The sequence below is a fragment of the Citrobacter sp. Cf087 genome (assembly GCF_030334285.1).
GTDB classification, from domain to species: Bacteria; Pseudomonadota; Gammaproteobacteria; order Enterobacterales; family Enterobacteriaceae; genus Citrobacter; species Citrobacter freundii.
Genome location: NZ_JAOWED010000022.1, coordinates 1044098 through 1070860, shown reverse-complemented (window position 1 = coordinate 1070860; position 26763 = coordinate 1044098). Strand labels below are relative to the sequence as shown.

32 protein-coding genes and 1 tRNA gene are annotated in these 26763 nt (G+C 53.4%); 28 read left to right on the top strand and 5 right to left on the bottom strand.

What is annotated here, in order from left to right; all coding sequences use genetic code 11:
* Positions 1–82 precede the first annotated feature (82 nt).
* The 3 genes from OGV57_RS07275 to OGV57_RS07265 are packed head-to-tail and all read left to right on the top strand — an operon-like array spanning position 83 to position 1408.
* Positions 83–361, top strand: a complete 279-nt coding sequence (locus OGV57_RS07275; RefSeq protein ID WP_230127276.1) for a phage holin — start codon at positions 83–85, stop codon at positions 359–361.
* Positions 333–881, top strand: a complete 549-nt coding sequence (locus OGV57_RS07270; RefSeq protein ID WP_286530923.1) for a lysozyme — start codon at positions 333–335, stop codon at positions 879–881. Before OGV57_RS07275 ends, OGV57_RS07270 begins: the two co-directional genes overlap by 29 nt.
* A complete protein-coding gene (locus OGV57_RS07265) occupies positions 878–1408 on the top strand; it encodes a hypothetical protein (protein WP_127674226.1) in 531 nt (176 codons plus the stop codon). Before OGV57_RS07270 ends, OGV57_RS07265 begins: the two co-directional genes overlap by 4 nt.
* 11 nt (positions 1409–1419) lie before the next feature.
* Here the strand turns inward: OGV57_RS07265 and OGV57_RS07260 are convergent, their stop codons facing one another.
* Positions 1420–2013: a hypothetical protein gene (locus OGV57_RS07260; protein ID WP_127674227.1), complete on the bottom strand. Its 594-nt coding sequence runs from the start codon at positions 2011–2013 to the stop codon at positions 1420–1422.
* A gap of 123 nt (positions 2014–2136) precedes the next feature.
* Here OGV57_RS07260 and OGV57_RS07255 point away from each other — a divergent pair, with 123 nt between their 5' ends.
* From OGV57_RS07255 to OGV57_RS07175, 17 genes are all read left to right on the top strand, one after another.
* Positions 2137–3135, top strand: a complete 999-nt coding sequence (locus OGV57_RS07255; protein WP_286530919.1) for a terminase small subunit — start codon at positions 2137–2139, stop codon at positions 3133–3135.
* On the top strand, positions 3113–4417 hold the full coding sequence (locus OGV57_RS07250) for a terminase large subunit domain-containing protein (protein ID WP_286530917.1): 1305 nt from the start codon (positions 3113–3115) through the stop codon (positions 4415–4417). Before OGV57_RS07255 ends, OGV57_RS07250 begins: the two co-directional genes overlap by 23 nt.
* A gap of 4 nt (positions 4418–4421) precedes the next feature.
* On the top strand, positions 4422–5825 hold the full coding sequence (locus OGV57_RS07245; protein ID WP_286530915.1) for a DUF4055 domain-containing protein: 1404 nt from the start codon (positions 4422–4424) through the stop codon (positions 5823–5825).
* Position 5826: 1 nt separating this feature from the next.
* Positions 5827–6933 (top strand): phage minor head protein, encoded by a 1107-nt coding sequence (locus OGV57_RS07240; RefSeq protein ID WP_286530914.1) that lies wholly within the window; start codon positions 5827–5829, stop codon positions 6931–6933.
* A gap of 320 nt (positions 6934–7253) precedes the next feature.
* Complete coding sequence (locus OGV57_RS07235) at positions 7254–8006, top strand: DUF6651 domain-containing protein (protein ID WP_153983762.1); 753 nt, start codon at positions 7254–7256, stop codon at positions 8004–8006.
* Positions 8007–8023: 17 nt separating this feature from the next.
* Positions 8024–9163 (top strand): major capsid protein, encoded by a 1140-nt coding sequence (locus tag OGV57_RS07230; RefSeq protein ID WP_016156686.1) that lies wholly within the window; start codon positions 8024–8026, stop codon positions 9161–9163.
* 39 nt (positions 9164–9202) lie between these two features.
* Positions 9203–9508, top strand: coding sequence for a hypothetical protein (locus OGV57_RS07225; RefSeq protein ID WP_286530911.1), 306 nt, complete (start codon positions 9203–9205; stop codon positions 9506–9508).
* A gap of 2 nt (positions 9509–9510) precedes the next feature.
* On the top strand, positions 9511–9990 hold the full coding sequence (locus OGV57_RS07220) for a DnaT-like ssDNA-binding protein (RefSeq protein WP_286530909.1): 480 nt from the start codon (positions 9511–9513) through the stop codon (positions 9988–9990).
* Between the two features lies 1 nt (position 9991).
* Positions 9992–10345 (top strand): hypothetical protein, encoded by a 354-nt coding sequence (locus OGV57_RS07215; protein ID WP_286530907.1) that lies wholly within the window; start codon positions 9992–9994, stop codon positions 10343–10345.
* Positions 10346–10347: 2 nt separating this feature from the next.
* The gene (locus OGV57_RS07210; RefSeq protein WP_286530905.1) at positions 10348–10947 is read left to right on the top strand and encodes a hypothetical protein; all 600 of its coding nucleotides are present in this window, start codon (positions 10348–10350) and stop codon (positions 10945–10947) included.
* Positions 10937–11386, top strand: a complete 450-nt coding sequence (locus tag OGV57_RS07205; protein ID WP_286530903.1) for a DUF4128 domain-containing protein — start codon at positions 10937–10939, stop codon at positions 11384–11386. The genes OGV57_RS07210 and OGV57_RS07205 overlap by 11 nt, the downstream gene beginning before the upstream one ends.
* Before the next feature lie 46 nt (positions 11387–11432).
* Positions 11433–12365 carry a phage tail tube protein gene (locus tag OGV57_RS07200; protein WP_065944824.1) on the top strand — a complete coding sequence of 311 codons (933 nt, stop codon included), beginning with the start codon at positions 11433–11435 and terminating at the stop codon, positions 12363–12365.
* Positions 12366–12406: 41 nt separating this feature from the next.
* Positions 12407–12745, top strand: a complete 339-nt coding sequence (locus tag OGV57_RS07195; RefSeq protein ID WP_065944825.1) for a phage tail assembly chaperone — start codon at positions 12407–12409, stop codon at positions 12743–12745.
* A 17-nt stretch (positions 12746–12762) separates the two neighbouring features.
* Entirely contained in the window at positions 12763–13050 is a 288-nt protein-coding gene (locus tag OGV57_RS07190) for a DUF1799 domain-containing protein (RefSeq protein WP_065944826.1), read from the top strand.
* Entirely contained in the window at positions 13050–16121 is a 3072-nt protein-coding gene (locus tag OGV57_RS07185; RefSeq protein ID WP_286530900.1) for a phage tail tape measure protein, read from the top strand. The genes OGV57_RS07190 and OGV57_RS07185 overlap by 1 nt, the downstream gene beginning before the upstream one ends.
* Positions 16122–16197: 76 nt before the next feature.
* Complete coding sequence (locus OGV57_RS07180; protein ID WP_045626278.1) at positions 16198–16611, top strand: lipoprotein; 414 nt, start codon at positions 16198–16200, stop codon at positions 16609–16611.
* 91 nt (positions 16612–16702) lie between these two features.
* Entirely contained in the window at positions 16703–16960 is a 258-nt protein-coding gene (locus OGV57_RS07175; protein WP_045357007.1) for a hypothetical protein, read from the top strand.
* A gap of 13 nt (positions 16961–16973) precedes the next feature.
* Here OGV57_RS07175 and OGV57_RS07170 read toward each other — a convergent pair whose 3' ends face one another.
* Complete coding sequence (locus OGV57_RS07170) at positions 16974–17201, bottom strand: hypothetical protein (RefSeq protein WP_045357003.1); 228 nt, start codon at positions 17199–17201, stop codon at positions 16974–16976.
* 166 nt (positions 17202–17367) lie between these two features.
* On the opposite strand from OGV57_RS07170, the gene OGV57_RS07165 reads away from it, so the two are divergent.
* From OGV57_RS07165 to OGV57_RS07135, 7 genes are read left to right on the top strand one after another with little or no spacing between them, the layout of a single operon-like run.
* Positions 17368–17718, top strand: a complete 351-nt coding sequence (locus tag OGV57_RS07165) for a phage tail protein (RefSeq protein WP_192468592.1) — start codon at positions 17368–17370, stop codon at positions 17716–17718.
* Positions 17718–18488, top strand: a complete 771-nt coding sequence (locus tag OGV57_RS07160; protein ID WP_286530896.1) for a phage minor tail protein L — start codon at positions 17718–17720, stop codon at positions 18486–18488. Before OGV57_RS07165 ends, OGV57_RS07160 begins: the two co-directional genes overlap by 1 nt.
* Before the next feature lie 12 nt (positions 18489–18500).
* The gene (locus tag OGV57_RS07155; protein ID WP_153983766.1) at positions 18501–19232 is read left to right on the top strand and encodes a C40 family peptidase; all 732 of its coding nucleotides are present in this window, start codon (positions 18501–18503) and stop codon (positions 19230–19232) included.
* Positions 19220–19819 carry a tail assembly protein gene (locus OGV57_RS07150; protein ID WP_038641010.1) on the top strand — a complete coding sequence of 200 codons (600 nt, stop codon included), beginning with the start codon at positions 19220–19222 and terminating at the stop codon, positions 19817–19819. Before OGV57_RS07155 ends, OGV57_RS07150 begins: the two co-directional genes overlap by 13 nt.
* Before the next feature lie 55 nt (positions 19820–19874).
* The gene (locus OGV57_RS07145; RefSeq protein WP_286530893.1) at positions 19875–23105 is read left to right on the top strand and encodes a TipJ family phage tail tip protein; all 3231 of its coding nucleotides are present in this window, start codon (positions 19875–19877) and stop codon (positions 23103–23105) included.
* Positions 23105–24049, top strand: coding sequence for a DUF6453 family protein (locus tag OGV57_RS07140; RefSeq protein ID WP_286530891.1), 945 nt, complete (start codon positions 23105–23107; stop codon positions 24047–24049). Before OGV57_RS07145 ends, OGV57_RS07140 begins: the two co-directional genes overlap by 1 nt.
* A gap of 9 nt (positions 24050–24058) precedes the next feature.
* Positions 24059–25396 carry a phage tail fiber protein gene (locus OGV57_RS07135; RefSeq protein WP_286530889.1) on the top strand — a complete coding sequence of 446 codons (1338 nt, stop codon included), beginning with the start codon at positions 24059–24061 and terminating at the stop codon, positions 25394–25396.
* A 46-nt stretch (positions 25397–25442) separates the two neighbouring features.
* On the opposite strand, the gene OGV57_RS07130 is transcribed toward OGV57_RS07135, so the two are convergent.
* A complete protein-coding gene (locus tag OGV57_RS07130) occupies positions 25443–25712 on the bottom strand; it encodes a DinI family protein (RefSeq protein ID WP_286530887.1) in 270 nt (89 codons plus the stop codon).
* Between the two features lie 78 nt (positions 25713–25790).
* Between OGV57_RS07130 and OGV57_RS07125 the strand changes: the two genes are divergently transcribed.
* Entirely contained in the window at positions 25791–26180 is a 390-nt protein-coding gene (locus tag OGV57_RS07125; protein WP_286530885.1) for a HumD family translesion DNA polymerase, read from the top strand.
* Positions 26181–26227: 47 nt separating this feature from the next.
* Here the strand turns inward: OGV57_RS07125 and OGV57_RS23690 are convergent, their stop codons facing one another.
* Both OGV57_RS23690 and OGV57_RS07120 read right to left on the bottom strand, forming a co-directional pair.
* Positions 26228–26344 (bottom strand): YnaM/YnfT family protein, encoded by a 117-nt coding sequence (locus OGV57_RS23690; RefSeq protein ID WP_352446998.1) that lies wholly within the window; start codon positions 26342–26344, stop codon positions 26228–26230.
* 223 nt (positions 26345–26567) lie between these two features.
* Positions 26568–26649 (bottom strand) — tRNA-Pro (locus OGV57_RS07120).
* Positions 26650–26763: the final 114 nt, after the last annotated feature.

Genomic DNA, 26763 nt, shown 5'->3' with positions numbered 1-26763 from the left:
CGTGCTTTGTTGATAAATCCAGCCCGTGAAGCCTGACCTTTTCATCACACACAGCGCCATCCGAAAAATCGGAGGTGAGGCTATGACCAGAATGGGCACCATTTACAGCAGACTTTCATATGGAACAGGAACCACGCTGACCGGCTGCGGTGTATCAGCGAAGGCATATGCCGAAACAGCTAAAACAGCAAAAGAGGTGTCCTGGATGTTGGCCGACAGAATTGCAGGGTTAAGCCTGAGCGACTGGGCAATTATTGTCGGTATCGCATGCACCGTTATCACCTGTGCAGTGAACTGGTATTTCCGCTGGAAAGAACGGGAGGATCGGCGCAATGGCTATGCCACCAAAGCTGAAGAATAAACTGAGTGCAGCGGTCGTTGGTTTAATTCTTGCGGGGGCTTCAGCGCCCGTGATTCTCGATCAGTTTCTGGATGAGAAGGAGGGTAATAGCGAGCAGGCGTATCGAGACGGCGGTGGGCTCTGGACGATTTGCCGTGGCGCCACGATGGTTGATGGCAAGCCAGTAGTTCAGGGCATGAAGCTGTCTGCTGAAAAATGCGCTCAGGTAAACGCCATTGAGCGTGATAAGGCACTGGCGTGGGTTGAGCGAAATATAAAAGTTCCGCTGACCGAGCCGCAGAAAGCTGGTATCGCTTCTTTCTGCCCTTACAACATTGGCCCCGGGAAATGTTTCCCGTCTACGTTCTATAAGCGAATAAATGCTGGCGACCGTAAAGGCGCATGTGAGGCGATTCGCTGGTGGGTTAAAGACGGTGGCCGCGACTGTCGTCTGACCAAAGGCCAGAAAAATGGCTGCTATGGGCAGGTAGAGCGACGAGATCAGGAAAGCGCGATGACGTGCTGGGGGATAGACCAGTGAACAGAAGCATCGTTGTTGTTGGGGTGGCGGCTATCATCTTCATCGCGGTGCTGTGTGTGCTGCTGGCGCGTAGCAATGCAGCCCTGACCACGTCCGAGAGTAATAACCGGGTACTGCGAAGTGACAACGCACTACAGGCGACGGTAATAACTACTCAGGCTTTCAACTTCAACCGGTTTAACCAGGTGGCCGAGAACGCCAATCGCCTTAACTCACTGATAGATGCCGGTACCGAAAAGACCGTCATCGAATACCGGGAGATTCTCCGACGTGAAAAGACCTGTGATCTGCCTGTTCCTGCTGATGTCTCTAGTGGGTTGCTCAACTACGCGAACCGTTTACGTGCCAGCGCAATGCACGCCGATACCGGGAACGCTGACGCAGCCGGTGGTAGCACCACTGCCACCAGCTCAATAACGTATTGTCAGGCTGTTCTGTGGATTAACCCGCTGCTAGCTACCATTGAGAAGGCTAATAACCAACTTGCAGGGGTACGGGAAATTGAGAGTTCCAGAGCGGTTCAATAAGCGCAATCTCTTTATGCAAATGCGTGTTGATGGAGTGATTGTCCAAGTTGGGTAACTCTCGTCATAGTTCCATGCACATGAATAATTCCCATCGACATAAGCAGTGGGCTGAGAGTCATGGCATCTGGACTTCTGGTGGATGCATAACCTTGTGGGTTTGTACGGAAAAAGAGATCCAGAGCCTTCAATGCTGGTAAAGAGGCATTGAAAATAATAAGTAATAATTCATTTGCATCCGCTACTGCTATTTTACCGTCGTAAATCGAATTTAAAAGCTTAGAGGCAAGTCGGGCTTTAAAGGGTTTCTCTGAATCAATCAGGACCTGAATTACACTATCACATAGCTCGCTTTTTTCGTCATCAGTACTAAAACGGTCAATGAATCGCTGAGCATCTGTTATTGAGGTACTTTCAATAAATGCTTGGGTGTTACGATAAAGCTTCGTTGCCTGATACGTATTTTTTACGTTCCAAGCTTTAACAGCCCATCCGAATACAGGAATTGCTTCAGCAGCTTCCAGGGACGCGTCAGCAATGTCAGCAAATACATCTTTATTTTCTGTCAATGTTTTTACTAATGGAGTGAACCCATTCCCACTGCCCATTCGGTATCTCCCACATGTCATTAAATGGCACTCACCGATAAGCAAGGCATTTTCTATCGTGAGTACCTCATTGATTTGAATGATTATTATCGCCTTGTTTAACGGAACTATCCAGAGGTATTTATGGCAAAACCGGACTGGAGCGAGCTTCAGCAACGGTTCCTGTCCGAACATGCCGCAACCGGCGTATCACCAAAGGAATGGTGTGAAGCGCAGGGACTGAATTACGCTACCGCCCGCCGATATATCAAAAAAACTACTGCGCAAACTGCGCAAAAACCTGCGCATAAAAAAATGCGCACTGCGCAGAAAGATAAAAGCGCAGAAGAGCTGGTGGACGATGATGGACTTACCGCTCAGCAGCGCTTATTTGTCGCGGAGTACCTGAAGGATGGTAATGCCACACAGGCAGCTATCCGGGCGGGCTACAGTAAAAAATCAGCTGAACAAATCGGCTATCAACTCCTTAAGAAAACTTCAGTTGCACAGGCCATTGCGCAGCAGCAGAAAGCCTCCATTGCGCGCACGCTTGGCAGTGCCGATGAGGTCCTCGCGCAGATGTGGCAGCTCGCCACCTTCGATGCAAACCAGCTTTCACAGTATCGTCGTGGCGCATGCCGTTACTGCTGGGGCTTCGGTCATCACTATCAGTGGCGTGATATGGTGGAGTTCGAGGAGCAACGGCTTAAAGCCCTTGAGCGGAAGGGCAAAGAGCCGGTAGACGTCGGAGGTTATGGCTACGACCACAACCGGGAGCCAAATCCTGCCTGTCCGCGCTGCAATGGCGATGGGATAGGCCAGCTATATTTTGCTGACACCCGGAAACTCTCCCCTGATGCTGCTCTGGCTTATTCCGGTGTGAAGCTGGGTAAGAATGGTGTTGAGATAACAGCTATAAGCCGCGAGCGGATGTACGAAGCGGTCATGAAGCGCCTTGGTCTGGCCGATAGCGAATTCGCGCAGCGCCTCCAGCAAATCGAAATCGACCGCCGACAGCTGGAGATTGAGAAACTCCGCAAAGAGCTGTCCTGTGATGGTGATGATGACGAACCAACACCAGTGCAGATCAATATCAACGTAGTGGATGCGAGGGAAGAAGATGGGGATCAGCCCGACACTTAACATCCCACAGGCTCGCTTCCTCGCGATGGAGCACAAGTTTAAAGCCTACGTTGCCGGGTTCGGTTCCGGTAAAACGTGGGTGGGTTGTGGCGGCATCTGCAAAGGGATGTGGGAACACCCAAAAATCAACCAGGGTTATTTCGCGCCGACGTACCCGCAGATTCGTGACATCTTCTACCCGACGATCGAAGAGGTGGCCTTTGACTGGGGGCTGAGCGTCAAAATCAATGAGGGAAACAAAGAGGTTCACTTCTACGAGGGACGACGGTTCCGCGGCACGACAATTTGCCGCTCGATGGAGAAGCCCGGCTCGATAGTTGGTTTCAAAATCGGTAACGCGATGGTGGATGAGTTGGATGTCATGGCGGCTGCCAAAGCGCAGCAAGCATGGCGAAAAATCATCGCCCGTATGCGTTACAAAGTTGATGGGTTGCGTAACGGTATTGACGTCACAACCACGCCGGAAGGGTTTAAATTCGTTTACCAGCAATTCGTGAAGGCAGTACGTGAAAAGCCAGAGCTCTCGGCCCTGTACGGTCTGATTCAGGCCAGCACGTTCGACAACGCGAAGAACCTGCCCACGGATTACATTCCTTCGCTGATGAATTCCTACCCGCCGGAATTGATTAAGGCGTATCTGAGGGGGCGCTTCACCAACCTGACCAGCGGCACCATCTATCACCAGTTCGATCGACGTCTGAATAACTGTTCTGATGAAGAACAGGCAGGCGAACCGCTCTATATCGGCATGGACTTTAACGTTGGCAAAATGGCGGCCATCGTCCACGTCCTTCGCAATGGCGAGCCGCGCGCGGTACGCGAATTAATAAAAGTTTATGACACGCCGGCCATGATAAAGCGTATCCAGGAAGAGTTCTGGCGCTACGAGGGTGGGCGCTATGTTGCCTCCAGGCAGATTTACATCTATCCGGATGCTTCCGGCGATTCACGCAAGTCCAATAACGCCAGCGCCACCGATATTGCTCAGCTCAAGCAGGCCGGATTCAGCGTGGTGGTGAACGCCGCTAACCCGCCGGTAAAGGATCGCATTAACTCCATGAATGCCATGTTCTGCAACGGCAACGGTGAGCGCCGCTACAAAGTTAACGTCGCTCGCTGCCAGGTCTATACAGACAGCCTTGAACAGCAGGTATGGGCGGCAAACGGCGAGCCGGATAAATCAGCCGACAACGATCACCCAAACGACGCTGGTGGTTATTTCATCGTGAAGCAATTCCCGATCATCAAGCCCACCGGAAAAGTCACTCAACTACGGATGTAACTCCATGCCTGACATCTCAACACCCAATCTGGACTATGGGAACATGGTCGAGGCGTGGGATATCAACGATGCCCTGATGGGCGGCACGCTCTATATGCGACAACTGGGCGAGGCATATCTCCCGCGTTGGCCGAAAGAAAACAAAGAGGACTACAAAAAACGCCTTTCCGTGGCCACGCTTTTGCCCGCTTACGAAGAGACCATTAAGCAAAACATCGGGCGAGTATTTGCCGAGCCGATTAAGCTGGCCGAGAACGTTCCGGATCAACTTCGCGAGTTTGCGAAGAACATCGACCTAGAGGGAACGCGCCTAGATGTCTGGGCTCAGTCATTCTTCGGCCTGGCGATGCAGTATGGACTATCCCATGCGCTGGTGGATTATCCCCGGATAGATGCCGAACAGGTGAAGACTAAGGCTGACGAGAAAGCTACTGGCGCACGGCCATACGTCACGATGCTTAATCCCCGACAGGTAATTGGCTGGAAGTCGACGATGTTCGGCGGCAAGGTGCAACTCACTGCGCTGCGCATCAAAGAGGTGGTGGTCGAAGACGGTGACGACTTCGGGCAGACGAAAGTCGAACAGATCCGCCTCCTGACGCCGGGCAAGGTGCAGATTTACCGGAAGTCTACCGGTGCAGAGGGGAAGGCCACCTGGGCGTTACACGACGAATGGCAAACCTCCCGTCGCGATATCACCCTGGTCACGCTCTACACCAAGCGCACCGGCTTTATGTGCGGTTCACCGCCGCTGCTCAACATGGCGCTGCTGAACGTCAAACACTGGCAGAGCCAGAGCGAGCAGGACAACATCCTGCACGTCGCCCGGGTGCCGATACTTACCGTGTTCGGTCTGGCGCAGGGAGAAGAGCTGGTGATTGGTTCCTCCTCCGCGACCTCATTCGATGATCGGCAGAAACAGGGCCTCGAGTACGTTGAGCACACAGGCTCCTCTATCGGTGCTGGCAAAGAGTCGCTGGCTGACCTCGTGGAGCAGATGCGCCAGGCAGGCGCGAAACTGCTGCGCACTGACAACACCTCAACCAAGTCTGTTGACCAGACCTCAGAGGAGAAGATGCAGGAGCAGTCACCGCTCTACACCATGGCAACCAGCCTGGAAGATGCGATCGACAACATCCTGCAAATCATGGCTGAGTACATCGGCGAATCCGAAGGTGGCAATGTCGATGTCCGCACCGAACTGGATGTTGAGTCGAAAGAGTTCAATCCTCCAGCGGCACTGGCCATTCAGTCCCTGCGCCAGGGTGGTGACCTTCGTCGTGTCGATGCGATAAAGGCGCTTCAGAAGCTCAACCTGATTGACCCGGATGCCGATCCGGACAAAGTGCTGAGCGAGTTGCTTACTGAATCCGCTTCACTGACCGAGCCACCACTGGACGAGGTGTGACATGGCCCGCTCCGTAAACGATCGCCTCCAGGACGAGACCATAGCGCATGGCCTTTATGTGACGCGCTACGGCACCGGTGTCGCTCGGCGCATGGTTGCGTTGCTGAACAGAATGGATACTGACCTGGCTGCCAAATTGCTGATGTTGCTGGACGGCAAGCGAGCTGATACGTACAGCGCCCGCCGCCTGGCGTCGCTGCTCGCTGGTGTGCGTGACCTCAACGCAGAGGCCTACGAACCGGTTAACGCTGCGCTGACGCGTGAGCTGACGCGCTACGTTGAATATGAAGCCGGGTATCAGCTGGACCTGTTCAGCAGCATCATACCCAAGCAGATTCTCCAGCATGTTCCGCTCCAGAGCATCGCACCCGAGCAGGTTTACGCTGCGGCAGTGGCGCAGCCCTTCCAGGGGCGATTGCTGAAGGAGTGGGGGCAGAAACTCGAATCGGATCGGTTGGAAAAAATTACCAGTGCTGTGCGCTCCGGTTTCCTCCAGGGCGAGACGGTCGAGCAGATAGTGAAACGCGTCGCCGGCACGCCGCAACTTAACCGCCAAGACGGGGTTATCAATGCCTCACGTCGTGACCTTGCTGTTGTTGCCCGCACCGCAGTGAACCATATGGCAGCAACGGCGCGCCAGGAGTTTGCACAAGCCAATAGCGATATCGTGAAGGCCAAACAGTGGTCTTCGACTCTGGACACCCACACTAGCCAGTGGTGCATCATCCGCGACCGCAAACTCTACTCGCTCGATGGCAAGCCGCTGGGCCATGCAATTCCGTATCTGCGCGGCCCCGGCAAAATCCACTTTTGCTGCCGCTCTTGCGAAATCCTGATCACTAAATCGTGGGATGAAATGCAAATAGCCTCAGGCGAGCTGAGCAGCGCCACGCGCGCCTCAATGGACGGACAGGTGCCAGCACATACCGGCTATGCCGAATGGCTTGCGAGGCAGCCTTACGCGCGGCAGGAACAGGTGCTGGGCGTTACTCGAGCCCAGATGCTGCGTGACGGCAAAATCACCGTACCGGAGATGTTCAACGATGCCGGGGAGTTCCTTACCCTGGACGAACTGCGCCGCGTGGATGCGTCGGCATTTGAGGGATAGGGTATGCGTAATGATGATTTTCACTGCGTGGGCGATGGCCGTGGCAGACGAAAGGTGTTTGTAAATGGCAATGAGGTAAAGAGCTGCGTTTGGGCGGACGTTAAGCGAGGTGTTGCATGCATTCATCCACACCCGCTGCGGATACATAAACGAAAGCGGAGTGAGGTTTACTCCCGCAAGCTACGCGGCGAAATTACAATCGAATTTATCTAACAGGCTGCCTCCGGGCAGCTTTTTTTATGCCTGCCGCTAAGCGGATGCGACGCGGTGCCCGGGTCGGATGACCCATTACGTATGGCCGGAAGGCTGGAGCAAAAACAATGAAACTGAAACTTGATGCTAACGGAAATGTGGTCGTTGAAAACGGTATGCCTGTGTACATCCATGATGACGGCAAAGAAATCCCGTTCGATGCGGTCGCAGCGATGACCAAAATCACCTCTCTGAATGGCGAGGCGAAAACTCACCGTGAAGCGAAGGAAGCGGCGGAAGCCAATCTCGCGAAATTCTCTGGCATCACCGACCCGGCCAAGGCGCTCGAAGCTCTGGAAATGATGACCAAAATCGACCAGAAAAAACTGATCGATGCTGGTGCTGTTGACCAGGTAAAGGCGGAGATCACCAAAGTTTTCCAACAGCAGCTGGACGAAGCGAACGGCAAGACCCAGCAGCTGGAAACTCAACTCTACGACGAGATGATCGGCGGCCGCTTTGGTGGCTCTAAGTTCATTTCCGAGAAGATGGCGATCCCGACTGAGTTCGTTCGTTCCTACTTCGGTCAGAACTTCAAAATCGAAGAAGGGAAGGTTGTGGCCTACGACGGCCAGGGCAATAAGGTGTTCTCACGCGCCAAGCCCGGCGAGTTAGCCAGCTTTGATGAGGCCCTGGAGTCTCTGGTCGAGTCGCATCCGCAGAAAGATTACATCCTCAAAGCGTCCGGTAACAGCGGCGGCGGTTCTCACCAGTCGCAGCACCAGTCCGGGCAAAAAACCATGAAACGCGGTGCGTTTGATTCCCTGGATAACGCTGGCAAGCAAGCAGCGCTGAAAGACGGCGTCAGCATCGTTGATTAAATCGAAAGGAGCCATAAATGGCAGGCAATACCCTTACTGGTCTGATCCCGACCATCTATACCGCGCTGGACGTAGTGTCCCGCGAGCAAACTGGTTTTATTCCTGCGGTGGCGCGTGACGCGAAAGCTGATGCTGCTGCAAAAGACCAGACCGTACGTGCGCCAGTCGCACCTGCAGCCACCACTGAAGATATTGTCCCTGGTCCTTCAGCGCCTAATTCTGGCGACCAGACCATCGGTGGTGTGGATGTCAAAATCACCAAATCCAAAATGGCCCCGGTGAAATGGAATGGTGAAGAGCAATTGGCTCTGGGCCCGGCTGGTACCTACAACACCATCCTGGCTGACCAGTTCAAGCAGGCTTTCCGTGCGCTGGCGAACGAAGTGGATGCAGACCTCGCTGCGCTGTACCTCAACTCCTCCCGCGCTGTTGGCGCGCCGAAGAATACCCCGTTCAGCATCAAAGACGATCTGACTGATGCTGCGTTGGCGCGTCAAATCCTGACCGATAACGGTGCGCCGACTACTGATTTGCGTATGGTGCTGGGTGGCGAAGCGATGGCATCCATCCGTGGTAAACAGGCTGTACTCTTCAAAGCGAACGAAGCGGGAACCGACCAGCTGCTGCGTGAAGGTGTTATCGGTCGCATCATGGGCTTCAACCTCCACGAATCCTTCAGCATCAAGCGTACCGCGAAAAGCGCTGCTGCTGGCTATAAGGTCAATGGCGCGAAGAAAGAGGGCGATATCATCATCGCTATCTCTGCCGGCACCGGCGGTATTGCTGCTGGTACTGCGGTGAAGTTCGCCGGTGATGACAACCAGTATCTGGTCGTTGCGGCTACGTCTTCCACTATCACTATTAGCGCGCCGGGCCTCCGTCAGGATCTGGCAGATCAGGCTGATGTCACCGTGTTGAGCGAGTTCGTGCCGAACATGGCGTTTGACCGCGGGGCGTTCCTGCTGGCCAGCCGTACCCCGGCGATGCCTGAAGGTGGCGATACTGCTGATGACGTCATGAATGTGACCGACCCGGTATCTGGCATCACCTTCCAGGTGGCGCTGTACCGCCAGTACCGTCAGGTGCGTTATGAAGTGGGCCTGGCATGGGGTGTGGCTGCTGTGGCGCCACGTCATTCCGCCATCATCATGGGTTAACCCAGGGGGCTTCGGCCCCTTTGTTTTTCAGGAGGCCCAATGGCCGGATTAACCAGAGAACAGCGCGCTCAGCGTGAAGCGGAAAAGCTTGCAGCTCAGCAGGCCGCTGATAAAAATCCTGCGCAGCAGGAACAGCAGCAGGAACAGCAGCAGGAACAACAGCAGGAACAGCAGCAGGAACAGCAGCAGGAACAGCAGCAGGAACAGCAGCAGGAACAGCAGGGTATTGAGCTGGTGGTCATGGTACGTGACACCCCAGAATTCCCTGGCGGCCCGCTGCGCGCAGATGTTCATCATGATGAAGTGGATAACTGGCTGGCGCTGGACTGGCGTCTGGAGGAATAAACATGCTGGTTGCCGATCCCCACTCTCCAGACTTCAACAGCTACGCCAGCGTGTCAGACCTGCGGGCATTTGCCGCCGGGCGCGGATATAGCATTCCTGCAGATGATGAGTGCGGCCAGATTCTGATGCAGGCAATGGACTTTCTGGAAGGGAAGGCCTGGCGGGGCCAGCGCTCCAGCACATCGCAGCCGCTGTCGTGGCCGCGAACGGGCGTGCGCTTTGATGGCGTTGACCTGCCGGATGATGCTATCCCACAACGGCTGGTCGATGCGCAGTGCCGCCTGGCTATCGAGTCGCAGGAGATTGACCTCACCCCGTCGGTCGCTGGCGGTGGGGCGGTGACGATGGAGCGCGTCGAGGGTGCGGTAACAGTTCAGTATGAGCCGGGAACGAATAAGGCCTCTCCGTCATTCCCCTGGTTCTATTCCTCGCTGCGCGGGCTGGTGGTGGGTGGCAATCAGATCCGTATCGAAAGGGGCTGATATGGCAATTAACTACCTCCGTATGCGTGCAACTGCGACACGACTGCTGACCGAGAACGGAAGGACCTACCCGCTGACCCGCGGCGGCGGCACAATCCGAGACCAGTTTGGCAAAGAGGTCACCAACCCGGCCATTACCGCGACCGTCACCGGCGTTATCACTGAATACTCCTCCCGCGAAATCGATGGCTCCCTGATCGCCACTGGCGATAGGAAGCTGGCAGCCACATTCGAAACGGAGGTGCGTATCGATGACCGCATTGAAATTGACGGTAAAAAATGGCGTGTGGTGCAGCCGAACCCGGTTAAGCCTGCCGACGTGCTTATCTCGTACAACATCCAGTTGAGGGCGTAACTATGGCTGACACTGCTAATCAGCCGTTCCTGGCTGCTATTCAGCTGTTCGTCGATGGCTCAAAGGAGGACATAGACCATGTGGTGCGCCGGACAGGTATCAAAATACTTGGGCGGCTGGTGGATATATCGCCCGTCGGGCAGCCGGATATCTGGCAGATGAACCAGACGGCAACCTCGTACAACACTGCGGTTCGTGAACATAACGCGGCTTTGCGTGATGACCCGGACAACCTCACAAAGTCAGGGCGACTTAAGCGCGGGCTGCGTGTTAATGACTCGATGGATATCAAAAAGCCTGATGGGTATGTTGGAGGCCGTTTCAAAAATAACTGGTACGTGGGATTTGATAGTCAGCCGACCCAATCCAACGATACACCGGACGCTTCCGGCCAGGGTTCCAACTCCCGCGGTCTGGCAGTGCTCGAGGTGTTCCGGGTAGGACAGGTCAGCTCGATTTACTTCACCAATAACCTGCCTTATGCCGTAGCTCTGGAGAATGGGCATTCTGGACAGGCTCCTGGCGGCATGGTTGGCATAACTGCGCTGGACGCTGCACAGTTGTTTCGTGAAGCAATGAGCGAGGTGCGCAATGGCCTGTGACCAGTCAATGCGGATCGCTGACCTGCTGGAAGGTCGCGTTGCGGCAATCTGCTCTTCGCTCGGGCTGCCAGTTGCCTGGCCTAACATCGCGTTCACTCCACCTGATAATGCGCCCTACGGACGCGTTTATGTTTTACCGGCGCAAACTGTAGGGCAGGATCTTGAAGGCCAGCTGCGAACCTATCAGGGCATTCTCCAACTCAACATCATCGCTCCGGCGGGTAGCGGCGTGACTCAGGCCAGAGGACTGGCTCAGTCCATCGCTGACGCTTTCCCCGAAGGGCTACCGCTGGTGGATGGTGACCTCACGACTTACATCAACGGGCCGCCACAGATTCGTTCACCAATACCGGACCGTCCGACCTCTGCACCAAACGGCAGCAGCGGCTCCATAACCTACACCATTCCCGTCAGCATGCAGTACCGCGCTGACTACTGACCCGCCATATGGCGGGTTTTTTATTACCTAAATTCAGGAGAGTGCTATGGCATTCGCAATCCCTAACGGGTCGCGTGTTAACGTGGCCAAGGCGTATCTTGCGCCGATTGTCTTCACTGCGGCATCCAATGCGACGGAATGCGAACTGACCGTTGCCTCTGCGGCTGGCATCCTCGCGGGCGATGTTGTTCAGGTTAATTCAGGATGGCTGAAGCTTGACAACATGGTGGTGCGTGTCAAGTCAGTAACCGGTACGAAAATCGTGCTGGAAGCGTTTGATACCACCGATACCAAGAAATTCCCGGCGGGCACCGGCGCAGGCACGCTGCGTAAAATCGATTCGTGGATCACCATGCCGCAGGTCATGACGCTGTCCACTGAAGGCGGCGACCAGCAGACTATCAGTGTCCAGTTCCTGGAGGATGATAAGGCCCGTACCATCCCGACTTTCAAAAACGCAGTGGTACAGGTCTACACCTTCGCGCATGACCCGCAGTTGGCGATTTATAAACGTCTCATCGACCTGGATGACTCCAGCGACACCACGGCGGTCTGGTTCCATAATCCGCGCGGCAAAGCAGATCGTTATTACTCCGCCAAAGTATCGTTCCAGCGTGTACCACGTACTGAAATCAACGCTGTTGAAAGTAATGAAGCGCGCATGAACTTCGAATCGGATATGCAGATTTACCCGATCGCTGACTCCTCCGCTACACCTCTGGCGTTCCTGACTGACCTGCCAGCAACCAAGTCTGTTGCTGCTAATGCAGCTCTGGATCTGTCGGTGGTCATGCAGGGTGGTTCCGCGCCGTACACCTATGTGTGGAAGAAAGACGGCACAGCCATTCCGGGCAAAACCGCATCCACGCTCAACATTCCGTCCGCTCAGTCTTCTGATGCTGGGGTGTATACCTGTGAAGTTACCGACGCCGCAGGGAAGACGCTCACTTCTGCCGGATGCACCGTCAGCATTACTTGATTAATCTGGCCCGGTAATCCGGGCCTTACCGAGATAAACAAATGACCAAATTCTCCCTGATCCCGAACCCAACTTTTTCCGTTACTGCCAGCATCCCACGCGCTGGCGCCGAAGACGGCAAGCTGACCTTCACTTTCCGCCATAAGACGCTGGAAGAGCTGCGCTCCATGGACGAGAAGCTGCAAAAGGCCGCTGAAGGTAAAAAGGATGCTATTGAGCCGCAGGCCGATTACCTCATGGAAATTGTCGAAGGCTGGGCACTGCCGGATGAGTTCAACCGAGATAACGTGATCGTCCTGCTAAAGAACTATCCTCGCGCGTTCGACAGCATCGGGCTGGCATACACCAAAGAGCTGATGGGACTGCGCGAAAAAAACTGAGGCAGGTCGCCGCAGCGTTGTATACACCGGGACCGACGCTCGCGGAGTTAGCCGCTTTTGGTTTAACGCCTGAGGACGTGGAGGAAGAGGTAGGGATCCTGCCATCCGTATGGGAGGCCTTTACCGTCTTCTCCGCACTGGCGACCCAATGGCGCGTCGGCGCGGGCGGTGCGACCGGTCTTGATTACAACGTTCTCCCCTGGGTGTTTAAGTTGCACGGGGTTGAGGATGCGGCGGCCTGCATGGCTGATATTCGAATCATGGAAAGCGAGGCTCTCAAAGTGATGCATAAGGAGACGGCCTGATGAGTGACCAAATCGCCTCGATCACATTGCGTGCTGACGTATCCGATCTGAAAACAGCCAGCAATGAACTGGATAAACTCGGTGAAGCCGCGGCGGGTGCCGTAGGCAAAGCTGATGACCTCAACAGCGTATTCCGCGCTGGTGCTGAGTCTGCGAAGCAGGGCAGCGAAGGTATCAAAGAGCAGCAGGTGGCGCTGAAAGGCCTGCTGGAGAATATCGACCCGGTAAACAAGGCGCTTAACCGGCTGGATGAACAGCAGGCCGCCCTGCGTAACTTCCAGACCAAAGGCTTCCTGGATACCGATGATTTTCAGCACTACAACAAAATCCTCGACGATACGCGGCTAAAGCTGACGGATACCGGCGAAGCTGCTGCCAGGGCACAAGCCGAACTGGCAGCGACTCAGGCCGCTGAGAAACAGTCCGCTGCGCTGAAAAACCTGCTGGGTTCCATTGACCCGACGATCCGCGCATTCAACTCACTGGATGAGCAGCATGCACAGCTGGTGGCGCACTTCGAATCAGGGCGCATCAATAGCGCTCAATTCGAGCACTTCAACACCATCCTGAACCAGACACGTGAGCGACTCAACGGCGTGGCTGATGTTCTGCCTGAGGCGTTATCGCGGCAGGAAGCCGCAGCACGCCGTGCCGGTATCTCTGTAGGCCAGTACAGCGCAGCGATGCGTACGCTGCCTGCTCAGTTCACCGATATTGCTACTCAACTGGCTGGTGGTCAGTCGCCGTTCCTGATCCTGCTGCAACAGGGCGGACAGATTAAAGACCAGTTCGGCTCGGTTCAGGGGGCGCTATCCGGCGTCGGCGAATACATCCGCAGCATGGCTGGGATGATTAACCCAACCACGATCGCACTTGCTGGTCTGATTGGTACGATCGGCCTGCTGGCTGCCGCGGCATACAATTCATCAGAGCAATTCGACCAGGTAGCTCGTTCGGTCATCATGATGGGTGGCGCTGGTTTCTCCTCAATGCAGCAGCTCAATCAGGCTGCCGAAGAGGTGGCCGGTAATACGAATACATCGATCAGTTCCACCGTCGATACGCTGGTTACGCTGAACGATACTGGTAAATATACCGCCAGTCAGATGAAGCAGATCGCAACGACCATCACCCTCATGGGTAAGGCCGGAAACGATACCAAAACGGCAATGGCCGACTTCGGCAAGATTGTCAGCGACCCGGTTAAAGGGCTGGCCAGCCTCAATGAGCAATATGGTTTCGTTGATGAGGCCATGATTAAGCACATCATCCAGCTTCGTAAGCAGAAGGGTGAGCAGGCGGCTGTTACTGAAGCCATTAACCTGTTTGCTGGCATCATGGAAAAACGCGCACAGGAGACTATTGAGGCAACGGACAATATTGGCAAAGCATGGACTGGGCTAAAAGCATTCGCCTCTGACACTTTCGGCCAGATCGGAATTACTGTGCGGGCTTGGGGCAATCAGGTTATCGAGGTGTTCAAGTTATTGAGCACTTCGTTTGAAGCCCTTTTCGTCAAGATGAAAGAGGTCTCCCTTGAAATTATGGGGGGGATGATTACCGGTTTCACGGATATTGCTAACAAACTACCGGGCGGGGAAGCTCTCATCAAATCCATGGGGTTTGATGGGCTCGCTGAGAGCGTTGCCGAGAGCAGAAAGGCTGCAAGCAAGGAATATACTCAGCTTACAGCTGAGTACAATAAGCACATTGCTAATCTCAGTAAATCCCAGTGGCAATGGGAGGAGGAAGCGAAGAATGGTTCTGGTGGTGTAAAAGGCACAGGCTCAGTTGATCGGCAAACTAAGGATGCTGTTTCGAAGCTTGCTCAGGACTCAGACAAAAAGACCAAAGAGGCGAAAGCCACTCTGGAAGCTGGCGATCGCACCCTGGAGAACTATCGCGCCCAGGCCAGAACGTTAACTGAAATGCTCGAGACCCTCCGACAAACAGGAGAAACCCACGCTAAAAACACCGAGTTCAGTAAACAGCAATCTCGATTCGCTGAATTGGATGAGGCAGCCAAAACCCGCGCGCTGACTGCTCAGGAAAAATCTTTACTGTCGAGCCGTGAGGCGATTCTGAACGCCGCCAAGGTGGTTGATCAGAAGAACAAGGAAGTAGAGGCGCAGCAGAAGATTAACGGCCTGGCGCAGCAGGCGAATAAATACGTCACGCAGATGTCGGAAAAAACCGATGCATTGCGTGATAGTGCAGGCCTCAGCAGTCGGCAAACGCAGCGCATGATGGAAGAGGCGCAGCTTCGCCAGGGCTGGCTCAACGGTGGCGGTAAGCTTGAGGGTGCCGGGTATGAAAAAGAACTGGCAGCTCTCAGGAAATATTATGCCGAAGAGGACAAATTACGGGGCGACTGGAAGGCAGGGGCTGTTGCTGGCTGGAATGAATATCTGGATGCGGCCACGAACACTTACGACGCCGTTAAGAATGTTGCCAGTTCCACGCTGACCGGCTTGAGCAACATGCTGACTGAGCTTATGACAACTGGCACCGCGTCAGTTAAAGAGTTCGGCAAATCTATGCTCAAGATGATCCTCGAGATAACCAACCAACTTATAGTGGCCTATACAGTACAGGCCGCGATGGGCTGGATAAGCGGTGGCAGCAAAGGCGGGAGCACACCAGGGGGATCTTACGCGAACGCTGCCGCTGGCCTAACTTTTAACGCTAAAGGCGGTGTTTATGATTCGCCCGGGCTCAGTAAGTACGTTAATGGGGTATACGACTCTCCCCAGTATTTTACTTTCCAGGGCGCATCGAAGTTTGCGAAGGGCGGTGTCTTTGGAGAGGCAGGGCCGGAAGCTATTATGCCGTTAGCTAAAGATTCAGCAGGGCGGCTGGGAGTGCGTGCCCAGGGCGGTGGCGGTATGGCTCCGGTTATTAATACCACCGTTAACGTTGATGCTGGTGGTTCTGCAACTGTTCAGTCTTCCAGCTCAGGTGATGCTATGGGCCGTGCCCTTGCTGATGAAATGCAGAACGCTGCGTTGCAGGTTATCCAGAAGCACCTTAAGCCAGGCGGCATGATCTATAACTTCAGTAAAGGCAGGTAGCCAGTTTCGCCGGGTTTTGCCGTTGACCGAATACTGTTAGGATTAGTCCGAGCTTTCACCGAGGGAAGATAGGGACATGAAGAAACTTATTTTGGTTATGGGTATTATCGCTTTGGTTGGGTGTGCCACCAAGCCAATTTCAACTGAGCAGGCTAAGCCAGCGCCAGCGAAACAAATTCTTGATAACACTCTCTTCACGAAAAAGGCTGGCACCGGGGAGGTTGTGATTAAACGTGACTCTGGTTATGTGGGGAGTGCTTGTTTGACGAGGGTTTATGTCGATGGGCGTGAAGTTGCCGATCTTGACCCTGAACAAAAAATCACAATCTACCCCACCTTGGGGGATCACATCTTCAGCGCGTGGCCAAAAGGAATGTGTGGTGGGGGAATGAGTGAGCAGGCAGGTAAAGTAATCGAAGGTAAGGTATTAACTTACAGGATAGGTTACGGCTCTGGTTCAGAATTTGGGATTTACCCAACCGCATTTTAACCACTAACCAAGACCTCCCGGGCCTATAGCCCAACAAGCCTCGCATACGCGGGGCTTTTTTATATCTGTAGCCGAGAGGCAGGAGAACGTTATGGAAATGACTGTAGGATTCCCTGAAATGGGTTCGCGATTTGAATCTGTAAGCTTCGATCCAGATTTAGAAATTAAAATGATAAAGACTGTCAGAACCAAAATTACAGTTTGCAAGCTGGAGCAAATCAATGCGCCTCATGAACTGGTGTTTATCTATCAGGAGGATTTCAATCCAGGCAGCTCTTTTGCCGAAGTCGAAGCACGCGCCAAAGAATATGCCAGTAAGGCAATTGCCGGATTGAAAACCCCGGCTTAACCGGGGCAAAGCATTATTTGATGCGATGGTAGATGTTATCAGCCCTGGCGTACAATTTGGATACCGCCTCGGCACGACCTTGCTCTTGCATCGTCATTTTTGATGTATCTCCACCGTAGGCCTTCGTCATATACTCAGTAACGCGCTTGCGAAAAGCTCCAGCATCACCTGATTCGACAGTGGCAACAGCTAATAAAAACGCTAAGGCTTCATCCTGCTGGTCTTCTTTGTTAAAGCTCATCATAAACTCCTGTTATACCGAGGCCATCAGCCGCACCGTCGGCAATTAATGCGCCAGTGCCCACCACTGGCGGGCTGAATCCACAACATAACCAGGCATTTTGATTTGTAACATCCTGATATTCAGACAGTAGCCACCTTCGGGTGGCTTTTTTTATGGAGCAAATATGGCAGTTGAAACATATAGCTGGCGCTCGCAGCTCGGTGCTGGCGCGATTGAGTACAGCCAGGCGGTGCGCGCGGCGCAGTTCGGCGATGGCTATGAGCAAGTGGCCGATAACGGTATTAACTCCACGGCTATTCAGGTCCCTATGAAGCACACGGGCAACGAGTCGGAAGTGGACAGGATTCGTGATTTTCTCCTCGCTCATACCGTGAAAGCTTTCATCATCACGCCGCCGGGAGAAGAGAAGGGGCTTTACCGTGTAGTCGCAGATTCTGTGCGGAAAAATCAGATCAGCAGCAAATTCGCTGAGCTGACATTCACTATCAAACGGGCTTATGGGGTGTATGCATAATGGCATTAGTCGATCAGGCGGCGATGCTGGCACCAGGTGGCAGAGTCCGCCTGGTTGAAGTTGACGCCTCAGAGTTCAGTGGTGGTATCCACCGTTTCCACTACGCACCTTTCCCCCATACGCCGGAAGAAATTGATGCTGCCAATGGAGATGAACAAAAGCTCGGACCCAAGCCTATCTTCTTCGGTGGCAATACCTACGATTTTTGGCCGTTTCAGGTTTCAGGCCTGGAGCTATCAACAGACCAGGCGGCGGAGCCGTCTCTTAGCGTTTCCAACCTCGACGGTCATATCACGGCGCTGTGCCTCCAATTTAAGGATATGGTTAACGCCAAAGCGAGCATTATCGATACCTATGCGGTTTATCTCGATGCTGTGAATTACCCTGGTGGCGTAAACCCTACAGCTGATTCGTCAATGTTCACGCTCCAGACCTTCTGGCTGGACACCAAAACCTCTGAAGATGATGAAGTGGTGACGTGGGCGTTGAGTAGCCCAGCGGATTTGCAGAACCTGGTTATTCCCACCCGTCAAATTACATCGCTGTGCGAGTGGGCGCTGCGCGGCCAGTACCGAAGCGGTGACGGCTGCACCTACAATGGAACAGCATATTTTGATGCGAAGGGGAATGCGGTCGCTGACCCTGCGCTGGATGTATGCGGCGGCTGCCTGAGCGATTGCCGCAAGCGCTTTGGATCGGGGCTGGCTGAGCCAAACGCTGCTATTCTTGATTTTGGCGGGTTCCCGGCAACTGTTCTCTTCTCCCGATAACCGGACTTCAAAATGAACAAAACGATAATGAATGCCATCCGGAAACATGCTCTGGAGGAATCGCCACGCGAGTGCTGCGGCTTTGTCATTCAGTCAGGACGGCGTCAGCGTTACTTCCCGGTACCGAATAGTCACGATAATCCGATAGAGCATTTCCGCATTGATGCTGAGCAGTGGGCGAATGCTGAAGACATCGGCACTATTATCCGCGTGATTCATTCGCACCCAGGTGATGGTGCCAGAGCTATCCCATCAGACCTTGACCGGCAGCAGTGCAACCAGTCCGGTGTGGTCTGGGGTGTCTACGCGCCAGACTGTGATGAATATGCTGAGATAACACCGGGTTCCATCCCGCTACTTGGCCGTCCATTCATCCTTGGCTCGCACGATTGCTGGGGGCTGATAATGCACTGGCATGCCACCCAGGGTGTAACGCTGAATGATTTCCGGGTCGACTACCCTTGGTGGGAAAGCCAGTACCCGGACAACCTGTATTTCGACAACTGGGAGCGGGAAGGGTTTGTCGAATGCGACCCGTCTCCAGGCTGTATGGTCATCATGCAGGTTGAATCCAGTAAGTGGAACCACGCGGGGATCATTACCGAGGAAGGCGAGCTGCTTCACCATCTGTACGGGCAACCATCCTGCATCACGCCGTATGCACGAGGTTATTTCAAAGACAGGACGATGATCTGCGTCCGTCACAAAGAGCTACCGCAGGAGATTCAGCCATGGCGCGTTTAACCACGATTCGATTGTACGGTGTACTTGGAGCCCGGTTTGGCCGTGTTCACAGGCTGGCGGTGCAGACATCAGCTGAGGCGGTAAAGGCGCTTTGCATCAACCTGGACGGTTTGGAAAGTTACCTGATGAACGCCAAAAAGAACGGTATGACGTTTGCGGTGTTCCGCGGGAAACGCAATATCGGAGTTGATGATTTTAAGGAGCTATCCGGGGAAAGCGATATTCGCATCGCGCCAGTGATGGAAGGGGCGAAAAAGGCGGGTATGTTTCAGACCATTCTGGGGGCTGTCATGGTTGTTGCTGGGGTTGTTATTGGCGCAATGACTAGTTGGACAGGTGTTGGCCTGACATTCGGTGCCGGGCTTGTAATGTCCGGTGCATCAATGATGGCTGGCGGTATCTACCAGATGCTGTCTCCCCAACCAAAAGGACTACAGGGGCGAGACGATCCTGACAATAAACCCTCATATGCCTTCGGTGGCTCGGTGAACACCCTTGCGATGGGTAACCCGGTCGCGCTTCTTTATGGTGAGCGCGAGATTGGCGGCGCCATCATCAGTGCTGGCATAGTCGCAGAAGACATCTGAAAACTCCTTTCTGAATATCAAGCACCCAATTGGGTGCTTTTTTTATGGATGTAATATGGAAGCGATCACTGGTGCAAAGGGTGGCAGCCAGAAGCAGCACACGCCTGTAGAACAGCCCGATTCGGCTCAGTCAATGGCGCGCTGCCGCATGCTGCTGGCGCTCGGGGAGGGTGAGTTTGCTGGTGGCCTGGATGCGACCCGTATCTTCCTTGACGGAACCCCGTTGGGAAATGCAGACGGTTCAATGAACTTTGAGAACGTTACCTGGGACTTCCGTCCCGGTACTCAGGCTCAGACACCAATCCCCGGCTTCCCGGCAGTTGAAAATGAAACAAGTATTGGCGTATCGCTGACGAAAGTTACCCCATGGACTCGTGCGATCAGTAACACCCAGATTGACGCGGTGCTGGTACGTATTGGTATCCCTGGATTACAGCAGCAGGAAAACGATGGGGATATTGTCGGCACAACGGTTCAGTACCATATCGACCTTGCTGTGGACGGTGGGGCTTACTCGACAGTCATGACTAAAACCGTCACAGAAAAGCTCAGTTCGCTCTACGAACTAACCCACCGTATTAATCTTCCCAAAGCCAGCACCGGTTGGCAGATTCGGGTTGTCCGGGATACTGTTGACAGTACCAGCCAAATTCTCCAGAACAAAACGCAGGTACAGGCGATCACCGAGGTGATTGACGCGCGTCTCCGTTATCCGCATACCGCACTGCTGTATGTGTCATTCAACGCAAAGTCATTCAGCAATATCCCAAAGATATCCTGCAAGCCGAAAGGCCGGGTAATCCGCATCCCACAAAACTACGATCCCGTTGCGCGAACGTACAGCGGGACCTGGGACGGTACATTCAAATGGTCCTGGAGTAACAACCCGGCGTGGATTTGGTTCGATATTCTTACTGAGCCGCGCTTCGGACTGGGTCGCAGGGTTACGCCAGCGATGCTCGATAAATGGGAGTTGTACCGTATTGCCCAGCGTTGCGACCAGAAAGTGCCGGATGGTAAGGGTGGCAGCGGTACCGAGCCTCGCTTTATGTTTGACGTTTATATCCAGGCTCAGGCTGATGCCTGGCAGGTGATTAAAGACATCGCGGCAGGTTTTAACGGCATGACGTTCTGGGGCAACAACATGTTCAATGTTGTCTCTGATATGCCAGCTGATACGTCAAAACTTCAGATACTCACTCGAGCTTCTGTTGTTGGTAAGCCAACGTACTCCAGCGGCAGTGAAAAGAACCGCTATAGCTCAGCGCTGATTAACTTCAGCGATCCGGATAACCACTACCAGGACCGCACCACCGCAGTGATGTTCCCGGAACTGGTGAAGCAGTTTAAGTTTAAGCAGACGCAAATCACCGCGATCGGTTGTACGCGTGAGAGCGAGGCGCAGCGGCGTGGCGGATGGGCGGTGTATTCCAACTCACTTGACCGCATTATCACGCTTCAGACCGGACTTGATGGCTTTGTATTCGTGCCGGGCACCGTATTTGCGTTTGCAGATGAACGCCTGTCAGGGCGCGTTTATGGCGGGCGTATCACCGGGTACAACGCAGGGCTTAAGGCCGTGACCACTGACCGGGGCACCAGCGCGGTGGCGGGTGATACGCTGATGATTCGTACTCAGGGCGGTACCGTTGAGAGCAGAACCATTCAGGCTGTTAACGGCCAGCAACTGATACTGGCAACTGCCTTTACCGCTGAGCCACAACCTAATGCCATTTTTGTTATCGATGCAGGTCAGTTGCGCCTCCAGTACTTCCGCGTAACCAATCTGACATTTAACGATGAAGAGAACACCTACAGTATCACCGGAGCAGAGTACAACGGGGCGAAGTACGATGCCGTTGATAACAACGCCCGACTGGATACGCCCCCGATTAGTCTGTTACCGACAGGACTGGTAGGGCAACCGACAAATATCACGATCAGTAGCTACGACTCGGTCCGTCAGGGGCAGCGTATTGCAACCATGGTTGCGAGTTGGGATACGCCAGTAGATAAAAACGGGAAACCTCAGGCAGATATTGTCGCGTATCAGGCACAGTGGAAACGCGGTGATAATGAGTGGATCAATATCCCCGAAACAGGCCTGCGCAATATAGAAGTCGCCGGGATTTTCTCTGGTGATTATCTTGTGCGAGTTCGTGCCATTAATTCTGCTGGTGCTTCCAGTCTATGGGCCTCTTCTGTCCTGACTCATCTCACAGGACGTGCTGGGGATGTTCCAAAACCGATTGGTCTGCGTACCACAGCAATTAACTGGGGTATACAGGTTGACTGGTCCTTCCCGGCTGATACCGGAGACACCCTCCAGACCGAACTGCAGTATTCAGTTAATGGTGGCGGGGATAATCCTCTGTTGCTTGCTGGAGTTCCTTACCCGCAACACACATACACCCAACTGGGTTTGAAGGCTGGGCAGGAGTTCTGGTACCGGGCTCGTCTGGTCGACCGTATCGGCAACAAGAGTGACTGGACTCATTGGGTTCGTGGTGAATCCAACGCGAATGCTGACGACTACCTGGGCGATATTGCCGATGATTTTCTGACGTCTGCCGATGGTGACCGCCTGACAAGCGACATTGATACCAATCTGGAAGCAGCGTTGCAGAATGCGCTGGCCAACCATGGAACGGTGGAACACCAGTGGGCGCAGTACGGCGAAGTGCGCGCGGATATTCTGGTGGTTAAAACGACCATTGCGCAGGTGGATAAGGCCATGGCTGAAATGTCCACGCAGGTGCAGGCGCAGTTCAATGATGTAACGGCTGCGCTGGAGGATAAGCTTACCGCCGTGGTTGATGCCTCCGGGGCATCTGCAATTTATACCCTCAAAACCGGAGTCCGGATTAACGGTGTGATGTATAACGCCGGAATGTCGATTGCAGTGCTGGCGGAAACGGGTAAGTCGGTAGTCACCCGCGTCGGGTTTAACGCCAACCAGTTCGTCCTGATGAGTGGCAGCGGTGATACGCAGTATTCACCCTTTGCTGTTGTTAATGGTCAGGTGTTTATCAGCGATGCGTTTATTCAGGATGGCAGCATTACCAATGCCAAAATTGGTAATTTTATCCAGTCGAATAACTTCGTTGCGGGTTCAGCAGGCTGGCGCATTGATAAAAATGGAAACGCTGAATTACATGGCAAATTTTACGCTGACAGTGGCCAGTTTGCATTTAATGGCACCAATAACACTGTCGTCATCAACGGGAATGGCCTGACCGTCAATTTATCTGGCGGTGGACGGGTTGTCGTCGGGAGGTGGTCATAATGCCGGAAGGGATATTAATCGACTATAACGATGGCCGTCCGGTGATGGCGATTACTGCTGGGCTGCGTGCCCCCAGTTTTTGCACAACGTTCTCGGGCTGGTCATCCCAGTCAATGCAGTACCCGGTCAATACACCGCTAGCTCCAGGATCACAGGTTATCGTGGTGCCCACCAATCCCATTTACATCTATTCCTTTGCTGAATTTGATGTGGCCATTATGACGGGGGTCACCAGAAACGGGGACGCCGGTGTCATCATTGGCGCTGAGACAATCGGGGGTAAAGCCCTTACTCCAGACTGGTCAGGTTATGTCATGGAGCTGCTGCCAGCCGCCACTTATAACGAAGGATTACTGGTTTCAAACTCAACTGACTTCACTGCTATATCCAATCAGGCCGCGCTGATGACCTGCGCTTATTCCGGACGCATTACGGTTAACGGTAGTGCGCCGCTTCCGGTGAGCGGTATTCCTTTTGGCAAATGGGATAACCCGAATGTGTCGGTGGGGGTTGATGGCGGCAATATCATCGTGCGCGATATTTCCTACACAGGACGGGACGACGTGGCCGGAACGGCGACGATTGACCTGGTGATATTCAATCAGACCGCACCTGTCGGGGGCGACGGCATCACAATGACCAACGCCGCAGGCCAGGTGACATTCTCCACGCTGAAACGCCCCTTTGTATATGACCGACAAATTCAGATCACCGATGCTTTCCAGGATATTGGCGGCGGGTTCTGCCAGATAGTCTATACCGGCGTTCAGGTACGAATGATTGGTGGATGGGGAAATATCAGAACCAAAGGCGTCGTCATGTCAGGCGGTAGCGTCAGGTCAGCCTACAACAAAGTATTTGCGGACCGCAATTCTGGCGCATGGGATATGACCCGAAACAGAAATATCGCCATGCCCATTCTCATTCTTCCGAACATGTACTGAGGAAAAATTATGTCAGCAGGAACCTTAACCCTGACGAATAACTCTGCTGCGGTCGCTGGCAGCGGGACTGTGTTTACCACAGAGGTGGCGGCCGGAGATTTTATTGTTGTCACTGTTGGCGGAGTTCCATACACCCTCCCGGTTAAGACCGTCAACAGCAATACATCACTGACACTGGTGAGTAATTTCACCGGGCCAACACAATCTGGTGCGGCCTGGTCTGCTGTTCCACGTGTGGTGTTGAATATGGTTACCGCTGCAATGGTAGTTCAGAACACTGAAGCCCTGCGAGGCCTGAACTACGACAAACAGAACTGGCAACAGGTATTCAGCGGAACGGGAACAGTGACCGTCAAACTACCTGACGGCAGCACGTATACCGGACCAGCATGGGGAGGTTTAGCGACAACTCTTGATGGCAAGGCGCGGAAAGGTGTTAATTCTGATATTACCAGCATTACCGGGCTGACTACAGCGCTAAGTATTTCACAGGGAGGGACTGGTGATAAGACTGCCGATGGGGCGCGTACAAACCTCGGTTTGGGAAATGTGGCAACTAAAAATACTGGTGAAGGGGATAATGATGTACTGGCTCCAGGGTCATTTGGTGTGGGGTCTAAAAAACTTCCAGTAATTGATGATATCTGGGACAAGAGTAGTGGGACTCGCTTCTGCAAAGTTATCCCTGCAACGTCGGGAGGTCCTGGAATGTATGGTTCTGGCATCCGGTTATCAGACCGTGATATTGGGAGTGGAAGCACTTCTGCAGCGCAACAATCATTTGCTGCGCTGATTCTTAGCGGGAAAATTATTCACTTCATGAATATGTCGGATGGCAATGATTCTGGCTGGATGCAGATTTACCACACCGGAAATACGACTCGGGCAGCTGATGGTACGCTGAAAGGTGCATCGCCTATTGTACAGTTGTTCGGGAATGGGACATGCCAGCTTAACGATGAGTCTGAGGGGTGCGCCGTAACCCGCCTGGGTATCGGGGAATACCTGATTGAGGGTTGTACCGGGTTAAATGCTGATGCTGCATGGGGTGGTATCGATGGTGGATTTGACATCCCGACCGACCGCAACAAACAGCCTCTCATCTGGCTTGACTATAAGGTTAATTCTGACGGTTCTGTGCTGGTTAAAACGTATCACCGCACCCATCCGTCGGCACCTGAGTTTGCCAGAAATGAGCGGGAGGGGTTAGCTGATGGAGACCTGGTTGATATCCCGTCTGACCAGTTTGTAAGTGTCCGAGTGGAAATGCCAGCTGACAGCATCTGGAATCAGAAACAGAAAGCAATAGAAGAAGCTGCGAAAAGCGCGTCCGAAGAGGTTCAATAAAATAATTGTGACGGCAGTAAAGCGACTCTTTTACTGCCGTCAAATATCACATTCCATTCTGGAGAACGGACGTGAACTCAGATACCAGCCACATATCAGCCTCTTCAAACATTTCCTGAACAGTACGGCTTATCTGCTCCTTCTCATGCTTGCTGGCGTCAGTGTTGATCGCTGGCAGTGTCATCATCGGTTTAACCCGGACATCAGCATCGGGGAAGATCCGGTGAACCCTCCTGGTCAATTCGCCCAGAATGATATCTTTTGCACCAGGCAGACCATCAAAATTCCTTTTGTCATAAACGAGTTCCACGAACATTGCTCATTGCCTCTTTACTGGATGGATATACAGTATTTATACTGTGTTTTTATCCGGTATTCAAGAGAGGGCGTAAACATGGGCTTTCCTTCACCTGCTGCAGATTATGTTGAAACACGAATCTCCCTCGATCAGCAGCTAATCAGCCAGCCAGCAGCGACTTATTTCATGCGGGCATCGCGTTCACATTTCAGGGAAGGGATAATCCAGGGAGCGTTGCTTGTTGTGGATGCGTCACTTTCTCCCTGTGATGGTTCACTGCTGATATGCGCGATAGACGGAGAATTCAGGATCAAGCGATATCGGACTCATCCTCACCCCCACCTCGTTAATCTGGAGAACGGGAGAAAGGAGGCGCTGCCAGTAGATGATGGCGGTTACAGTTCTGCACCCGCTATATTTGGGGTGCTTACTTACATCATCAATGACGCCAGGAATGCAGAGTTTGATGATTGCCCGGTGATGTGAGCACATCACTGTTAAGTGAAGTATGAAGTGGGGTTACGTGGTTGAGGTTAATTATCATTTCTGTCTGGATTGTTAGACAAACCAATCCCTACTTTTACCGCAGCGAACAACATGATGCACAGAGTGGTAATCACGGCAAATACCAATGAGAGACTAGTAATCATAGGGCTTCTTAATGTCAGATGAATTCTATTGTCAGACAACTGTATAGAGAAAAGGTTCCTGGCAATTATCGTGCTTGCTACTCAAGAGGATATTACAATCCGATAGATCGTAGTTGGCTGGTGATCTGTCGATAGTTTCACCCCAATAATTCCCCGGAGTTTCCCCGTACAGAAAACAGACATAAAAAAACCAGCCGTAACAGGCTGGTTCTTAGAGGATTTTTGGTCGGCACGAGAGGATTTGAACCTCCGACCCCCGACACCCCATGACGGTGCGCAACCATTTCAATGGCAGCTATGTGCCAGGAACGGACGTTACTACTAGCTCAAGCAAACCGCTCCTTAGCCCTTAATGAAGAATGGAGGTATTGGTATAAATAGGTGAATATCGGAATATCTCCAACAGGGAAAGGGACGTT